Raw genomic sequence first — 1,298 nt, 5'->3', positions numbered from 1 at the left:
GAGATAAAAAAGATAGGAACATTCATGACGTTTGGTGATCAGATCAATCGCCAAAAATCACTGAGACCAAACTGCCATGAATGCCCTATCTATTGTGAACAATGTCGTATCGCTTGTCAGCTATAAAATGCATAAAGCTCGTCGGGATGTGCTAACGGCGTGCGTGAAAAGCCTTCTTCATGGGAGCGCAGCAACCGTAACCAGCATAGGTCGAGGAATTAGCAATAAAGCCTTTGAGAAGCATCGGATTAAACGTGCCGACCGCTTGCTTTCAAACCCGCATTTATTCAGTGAAACACCTTTTATCTATGCATCTATTTGCCAACTATTTTGTGGCAGCACATCACGCCCTGTTATCTCAATCGACTGGTCAGATTTAGACGACCGTAAAGCACATTTTCTTTTACGCGCGGCCATATCTTTAAAAGGTAGGCCCGTCACACTTTATCAAGAAGTTCACTGCAACAAAACCAAAGAGAAACCAGCTACGCACAAGGCATTCTTAAAAACGTTGCACACCATATTACCTTCCCACTGTCGGCCCATTATTGTCACCGACGCAGGGTATAAATCACCTTGGTTCAGGGAAGTATTAGCGTTAGGCTGGGATATTGTCGGGCGTATTCGTAAGCCACACTTTTACTCGCTTGATAGAGGAAATACGTGGCTGTGTATTCGTCACCTTTATGCCCAAGCGACCAATCGACCGAAGCGTTTTGATAACAGCCAAATAGTGAGAGGTAATCCCTTTACCTGTACGTTAGTTCTGTTCAAGCAGAAAGCGAAAGGACGCCACGCTTCAAATCCAGATGGTACACGCAAAGCCTCAAAGCGGTCGAAAGTCCATGCGCAAGGCGCGAAAGACCCGTGGCTGTTAGCGACATCACTAGCATCTCATCGACGCTTATCGAAACAGGTTGTTGCTATTTATCGCCAGCGGATGCAGATTGAAGAAGGCTTTAGGGACATGAAAAGTACCAAGTTCGGGCTTGGCTATGAGCAAAATAAAAGCGTGAAAAAGCAGCGTCTAACAATACTGGTATTGCTGACTACGTTAGCGTCACTGGTTGCTATCTTATTGGGTATGGTGCTCGTCTCTTCGAATAAACATCGGCGCTTCCAAGCAAATACCGAAACCAGAAGCGTGCTGTCATTCCACTATCTCGGCCTGAGAGCTGTTGCTTGCCGAATAAGATTCACTATGCGACAGTGGAAAGCTGCACTCAAATGGTACAGCTCCATAGTAGACGGGGCTTGGGCCGCAGGCACATGAAATTAAATTCGTGGGGATCCCTCAG

The 1,298-nt window shown here is 46.2% G+C and carries 1 protein-coding gene; it reads left to right on the top strand.

Translation table 11 applies throughout. The features are described from left to right. Window positions 1-127 precede the first annotated feature (127 nt). On the top strand, window positions 128-1,273 hold the full coding sequence (locus tag JC525_RS19700; RefSeq protein ID WP_233095333.1) for an IS4 family transposase: 1,146 nt from the start codon (window positions 128-130) through the stop codon (window positions 1,271-1,273). The last annotated feature ends 25 nt before the right edge of the window (window positions 1,274-1,298 follow it).

Source organism: Alteromonas sp. IB21 (assembly GCF_016405965.1).
GTDB lineage: Bacteria > Pseudomonadota > Gammaproteobacteria > Enterobacterales > Alteromonadaceae > Alteromonas.
This window is presented reverse-complemented; position numbering and strand designations above follow the sequence as displayed.